Here is a 7,060-nt window from a genome sequence, read left to right on the forward strand (position 1 = left end):
TCGGCTCGTTTCTAAAAAATTTGTGGTTAATATAATGGTTTTTGCAATCAAAGTCAAGACTTTTTTCTGGCATTTTCATAGAAAAAAATCCGATCCTATAAAAAAAACTATGAATTTTGGTCGTAATTTATTATATTAGCCATCCCGATTCAAAAAAAACGGCGTTATGATTAGAATCTTGCAATGAGAATCAGTGCGTCATTCAGCGCGAAGGGAATGAATCTCTCAATTCTATCATGAAAAAGATCGCTTCTTTGCTTCGCTGCTCGCAATGGCTTGGCAAGTGATATTGTGCATTTATCTAAAAAGCGCTTGCTTATCGGGTTTCATCAAAAATGAAGGGTTCCAATGGCTCAATTGAAATACATCGATTGCTATGCCGCCGTGGGAAAATGGACTGGAAAAGATTTTGAAGCCCCCTGGACCATAGATCAAATGCTCTCGGACATGGAACGCTGTCTGATTCATGGAGCGCTTGTCTATACGCATCTTGCGAGAGAACTTCAGCCATCGGTTGGGAATCAGATGGTGTTAGATATCTGTCATCGTTTTCCTCGACTTATTCCTTGCTGGGTGGTGCTTCCCCATCAGTGTGACGAAGCACCGCCTGGACCGAAGTTGGTTCAAGAAATGCTCGAAAAAGGGGTTAAGGCTGCGAAGCTATTTCCTAAATTGCATCGTTTCCCCCTTAAAGATCCCGTAATGGATTTGCTATTTAATTCGCTACAAGATGCGGGTATTCCTGTGATTTTCGATCGTGGCGAACATGAGCCAGAGGCTCAGCAAATTGATTGGGATGACATCCATTGGATTTGTACCAATTATCCCCGACTCAATGTGATTCTGCACGGCGTCCGTTGGGAGGCCACGCGACATCTGCTGCCGCTCCTGAAACGATTTCCCCATTTGTATTGTGAGTTTTCCAATCATCAGGGCAATCGAATCATCGAATTTTTGGTGAAAGAAATCGGGGCCGACCAGTTATTATTCGGAACGCAAATGATGCAGAAAAGCCCTGGTGCAGCCAAAGCTTTTATCGACTATGCTGACATCAGCCTGGAACACCGCAAAAAGATCGCTCACGAAAATTTAGCTCGACTGTTGAAGCTCCAGTATTTGCCTGATGATTATCCTGATGATCGCAATTCCGATAAGATTTTGCAGCAGGTACGTTCAGCAAAGCCGATCGCTGACATGGAAGTGATCGATTCCCACGCACATATCAGTGAAAAGGGACATTCAGATATTGTTATCGCCCCCATGCCAGAAGCTGATGCTGCTGGTCTGGTCGAACGAAACAGGCGAATTGGAGTTGATATTACCTGCGTGAGTTCTTGGACGGGAATCTGGAACGATTATGAACGTGGGAATGAAATTGTCTACCAGGCTATTCAAGATTTTCCCGAGCATATCGTTGGATATGCCACCCTTGATCCGAATTATGTCTTGGACTGGGATCTCGAAATTCAGCGCTGTCATCAGACTTATGGCATGAAAGGGATGAAACCATATTTTCCACGAAATAAAGTGCCGTATAACGATCAACGATATCGAACCTGGTTTAGCTACGGCAATCAGCATCGACTGTTTGCGCTGATGCATTTTTCAGATAATTTTGTCAAAGAGATGGAAGAATTGGCAGCAATGTATCCAGAGATCTCATTTCTACTGGCCCATTCTGGTATGAGCTATGAGACTGCACGGAAGCACGTTGCTTTGGCCAAGCAATTTCCCAACATTTTTCTTGAGATCACCTATACCGCTGTGACAAATGGCGTGATCGAGTATATGGTCAGAGAGGTCGGGTCTGAACGTGTCATCTATGGTTCGGATGCCGTTATGCGCGACCCTATCCCCCAATTCGGATGGCTGGCTTATTCGAACATCTCCGAGGCGGACAAACGAAACATTCTTGGGAAAAATATGCGCAGGATCATCGACCGCTGCATTTGATTTTACCGATTTGCGTTGCAATCAGACATTCGTGTGAGCGTTGGATACTTTTTTTGATTTGATTCTCAAATAATTTTGTTGAAGATTTTTTCAATAAGCAGGGTTAATCAAAATCGCTAACAAAATGGAAGGATGAAGATGACCAAATCAATTGCTCTTTTTGAAATTTTGAAGCAACATCGATTAATTGGGCTACTGACTCCTAAAGATGCTGAGCAATGTGTCGTGGCTTATGAGACGCTCAATCCGCTTGGTGTGGTATTAGAGATCGCTTTTCGCTCCAAAGCTGCGGCTGATGGGATTCGAGCCGTTTTAAACCGTCATCCTGACGCGCTTATCCTCGCTGGCACTGTCATGACCGAAACTCAGGCGAAATTAGCTATCGATACCGGAGTCGCTGGTATTGTCTCGGCCGATTATATTCCATCCGTTGTGGAAATCGCAGTGAGAAACGATGTGATGTGCATTCCTGGTGGGTTAGCGGATTGCGGAAAACAGCTTGTTCAAAAAGCACAGCTCTATGGCTGTGACCTGGATGAATTGAGAGAGCGCTACCCCTACCAATACATTTACAAACTGTTCCCTGCATTGACCGAAACGGGATCGAATATAGGATTGGCCAAGGCCTGGAAGGGACCATATAAAGGGCTTCGTATCGTTTACACTGGAGGCATTTCTCTGGAAAATTTGCAAAACATCGTGCAAATGGATCCGGAAGGCATTTATTGTGGATCAGCTGTGACCAAGGCAATCGATCAACCAGACCTCATGCGCGCCGAAGCGCAAAAGTGGCTCAATATCATAAAGCGAGCTTAATTTCCAAATTGGTAATCGGGCAGATGCTCGATCGATTCAAATCGAAGGGTTCGATCAGCGCTCCATTCAACAACAATCATGTGGCTCCGAAAAATTGGCTCGATCGCGCCTGATGAATGGGGTGAGGGTTTAAGCTTGGATCAAGTATCAATGGTAAAAAACATACCTCTAAAAAATCCAAAGCCAGACGGCAAAAAATTTATTGACAGCTTGATGAATGGTTCTCGGCGCCAGTCCGTCCGGCTGGTTGAATACATCATTGACGATGTGGTCATGAAGCCGATCGTTACGGAACTATTGAATCGGCCATGGGTCGCTCTGGGACGGGATCGTGAATCTCAGCAGGGATATTTGGAAAATTTCATCCAATTCTGGTATCGGATGGGCTATGATTTTGTACGCTTCGAAGAGGCTTTGCCGCTCTATCGAACCTATTTGGTTGCCAAGGATGTTGGAGCTGATAAGACCAGAGACAGAATTTGGGTGGATCAACATCGGGGGGCGATCATGTCCTGGAACGATTTCGAGACATATCCTTGGCCCAATGTATCGGAAATGGATTTCTTTAAATTCGAATATTTGAACGATCATTTGCCGGATGGCATGGGGCTGATCACTTGCCACGGCGCCGGTGTATTTGAGCATGTGTCACAGTTGATGTCCTATGAAGGCCTTTGTTTGGCGCTTTATGACCAGCCCGATTTAGTAAAGGCGATTACCGACAAGATTGGCGAATTGATCTACAGCTTCTATGAGCATCTGCTCGATTTAGACCGAGTCATCGCCATTTTTCAAGGCGATGATATGGGCTTTCGCAGTGGCACGCTGATCGCCCCAGAAGCGCTGCAACAATATTTTCTGCCCTGGCACAAAAAATTGGCTGCCCTGGTCCATCAACATGGACGTCCATATTTCCTGCATTCTTGCGGCAACCTCGAAGCCATCATGGAAAACCTGATCAATGACGTACAAATAGACGGCAAACATTCATTCGAGGACGCGATCATTCCGGTTCAGGATTTCCAGCTCAAATATGGCGACCGCATCGCAATATTGGGAGGGCTGGACATCAATATCCTTTCTAATAGCTCTCAGGATGTAGTGCGAGCAAAAACGCGTATTCTGATTGAGACCTGTGGCAGTCGAGGGAAATATGCCGTTGGCTCAGGGAACTCAATTCCTTCTTACGTTCCTGTGGAAAATTATCTAGCAATGGTGGATGAGGCGATAGCTCTTTATTGAGTATTATTTCAAATGATCTATTTCTGATCTTCATTTAATCGAAATTGAAGGGAAACCTATTTTTTCCCCACGGATGATAGAACAACCGCTGATTTAAGATGTTTGAAAAAAATTCTCCAACGGATTGAAACAACCCAACGGATGCCTCCCCGAGCTCCATGCGCAGCGCTTCATGCGATTTAAAGCAGCTATTTTATTCCCCACGGATGGTAAAACAGCCGCTGATTTAAGATGTTTGAAAAAAATCTCCAACGGATTGAAACAACCCAATGGATGCCCCCCCGAACTCCATGCGCCATGCCCCATGCTCCATGCCCCTGTTCCTTGCGATAGAATTAATCTACCGCTATAACCTCAAACTCCTCAAATAACCCATAATCCACCAGCGCATAATCGTGTCCCGCAGGCTGCTGCTTGGGCGGGAATTTCCAGCTCCATGGGGTGACCAATCCTTTCGTTTGCTGCTGATGAAATGGGCCTAAGATATTTTTCAACGAACCAATAACTCTGACAGAAACGGTATTTTTGCCTTCGGTGATGAAATCCGTGATGGCTAATTGATAGGGCTGGCTGTAAATCAGCCCCGCTTTTTTCCCATTGACCAGCACTTCGGCTACGGTGCCAGACCATTTTCCCAGTCGAACCCAGCATTCCCGATACCTCTGGTCGAAATCATAAATTTTGGTGTATTCTACGGCAGCAGGATAGGTGGGCAGTCCCAAATTTTTCCACGATCCGATAGCCAATGGCGCTGGATTCGAGATGGTAAAACCTTTAGCTGATGGCTTGACGGCAAAATCGCCGATGAGATAAACGGGCTCGATCTCGGCAAAGATGGACATGGGGCGGCAGATCAATTTGATCGAATTCTGTCCCAGTTTTGCATTATCGCCGATGGCATAAACCCCATTTTCTCGGGAGAGCCACCATTCCCCTGGAATCGGTTTGGCTTCATTGCCGTTGACCAATACCCGATAGAGATGGGGCCACTCCACTACCAATTTTATCCCCTTCATTTTTTCGGCATCAAAATCCTGCTGAATAGCAAATGGATATTCCACCTCGAAGCCGCTCTCGGCGGCAAAGGTATCCGCATCGACGAGTGTCGATTTGAACTGAACCGCTACGGTCCAGGGATTGCCTCGCTCGATCCCGTGCGCACGGAAAACCTCCATGGCGGCATCATGGTGGTTCATGTCAAAATAGGTCTTGCCATTTACCGTGACGTTGCAAAAATCGAGCATCAGGCTATTGGGCGATAGCCGATGAATGGAGATCTCTTCCTCGGCTTTGATTGGAGTAGCCTGCTTAGGGAGTGGTTTGTATGGCTTGAAATTGTATTTCTTATCGGTCGCAAAAAAGAGCTTCCCTTCGCCTGGTTGAACCTCAATCTCAAATTGCAAGTTGCGACCATTTTTTTGTGCGGGATAGGTGAAGATTTCTCCCTTGATCAAATCCAGCAGGAGCAAATTTTCTCCCTCGATACTTACCGAAGCTTTTGACTTCTGATCGAGGCTAAAATTGGTGAAGAAAATCAGCTGGCCATCCTCGAAGATGCGGCGCTGGTGATATAATTCGCCACCACAGGATTTCGGATTCAAAACTTGAAAACCCTGGGGTATCAACTCTTTTTCTACCTCGGATAGCGATGAAGCCATTCTCCATTGGAGCCGATAGCTATCTTGCAATTTCTTTAATTCCTCGGAGGCGGCTCCATTGATAAACCTGATCTCTTGTTCGAATGAAATGACCCTGCCGCCCTGTTCCAGATATTGCTTCAGCAGCCGAACCGTTGGCTCGTCCAAATTGTCCGTTCCTGGCGGGAAGATCACCAGATCGTACTTTCGTTGATTAATGACGAATTTGCCATCAGCCGCCCTGCCGTGATCTTTAATGATGTTTTCACATCCCAAATCATATTCGATGTGCATCGATTCCAGTTCATTAACAAACTTTTCAAAAGCCCTGGCAATTTGCTCGAATCTTCTATTCGATCCTGATTTTGAAAAATACATCCAGGCCGAGGTCGTCGGCTCGATCACCAGAATGCGGTTGATTTGCTCTCCCGAAGACAGCGCCAGCGACAGCCTGCCAAAATAATCGTTTTGTTCCCGATATTGCTCCCAGTAGGGCGCATGGTAAGAGAAGGTCTGAGGAAAGTCGTACTTTCTCGTTCCCTGGATCGAATAATAGGAAAGATGCTGGGTCATGAAATTTACGCCCAACGCAAACTCCCAGTTGCCATTGCGCATCATATCTTCGAATGTCAGATCGTAACCCGAAGCGCCGTAGGTCTCGGACAGGGTTCTAGTTGCGCCCATTTGGTTGGCCACGCTGATCAATTCCCTGACTGCCCGATTGTTGCCGAATTGATCAGGCCGCTCGGTTCGGGTGTTGAACAGCATATCGATTCCAGGCATCTGGTGCCAGGCATACATGGCCATGTTATCGCCGCCATAAACGGGACTGGGCCAGTCATGTTCCCAATAGTGCCCCGTCCATTGGAGATTTTTTGTCTTGCAATATTCATGATTCGGTTTGGCCCACCGATCGATGAAAAGCTGCAACAGCGTGCGATAATAATTGTGCCGCACCCGTTGCCAGTCGCCAACTTCTTCGGCCAGGCTCGGCAAGCATTCGACCAGATTGTAGCCCCAGTCTCGCTCAAACACCTCAAACAGTTCTGGCGTCCAGCGGATCGCATCTCTCGGCACGCCATGATCGAGATTCGGCTCATCGGTAAAAATTCCTGGAACCAGCTTCCCAAACTCTTTTCCCAGATATTTTTCATATCCTGGCATCGTAGCTTGCAAAAACGTATCGGTCACGCCAGCCACCAGCAGGTCGACGTAAGGGAAGCCAGCCGTAAAGGGGGAGGATGCGCCATGCACCAATTCGAATAAATAGTATGTTCCCTGCTTGCTTAAGCTTTGGGCTACGGCGGTAACGTCCCTGAATTTGCCATTTTCCGCTTGCAGGATGATTTTATACTTTTCCAACGAATCGGGCAACGAAGCCACTTTGTGCATTCGCAAACCGATGCCTTGAT

At 46.6% G+C, this 7,060-nt stretch carries 4 protein-coding genes; 3 read left to right on the forward strand and 1 reads right to left on the reverse strand.

Annotated features, from left to right (window positions below; all coding sequences use genetic code 11):
* Nucleotides 1-348: 348 nt before the first annotated feature.
* From ONB37_02455 to ONB37_02465, 3 genes are all read left to right on the forward strand, one after another.
* Nucleotides 349-1,953 carry an amidohydrolase family protein gene (locus ONB37_02455; GenBank protein ID MDZ7399005.1) on the forward strand — a complete coding sequence of 535 codons (1,605 nt, stop codon included), beginning with the start codon at nucleotides 349-351 and terminating at the stop codon, nucleotides 1,951-1,953.
* Nucleotides 1,954-2,091: 138 nt separating this feature from the next.
* On the forward strand, nucleotides 2,092-2,769 hold the full coding sequence (locus tag ONB37_02460; GenBank protein ID MDZ7399006.1) for a bifunctional 4-hydroxy-2-oxoglutarate aldolase/2-dehydro-3-deoxy-phosphogluconate aldolase: 678 nt from the start codon (nucleotides 2,092-2,094) through the stop codon (nucleotides 2,767-2,769).
* A 150-nt stretch (nucleotides 2,770-2,919) separates the two neighbouring features.
* Nucleotides 2,920-4,011: a hypothetical protein gene (locus tag ONB37_02465; GenBank protein MDZ7399007.1), complete on the forward strand. Its 1,092-nt coding sequence runs from the start codon at nucleotides 2,920-2,922 to the stop codon at nucleotides 4,009-4,011.
* Between the two features lie 335 nt (nucleotides 4,012-4,346).
* On the opposite strand, the gene ONB37_02470 is transcribed toward ONB37_02465, so the two are convergent.
* Nucleotides 4,347-7,060 (reverse strand): glycosyl hydrolase (locus tag ONB37_02470; protein ID MDZ7399008.1); only part of this gene is annotated, 2,714 nt, incomplete at its 5' end.

This window comes from candidate division KSB1 bacterium, from assembly GCA_034506395.1.
Taxonomy (GTDB): Bacteria; Zhuqueibacterota; Zhuqueibacteria; order Thermofontimicrobiales; family Thermofontimicrobiaceae; genus Thermofontimicrobium.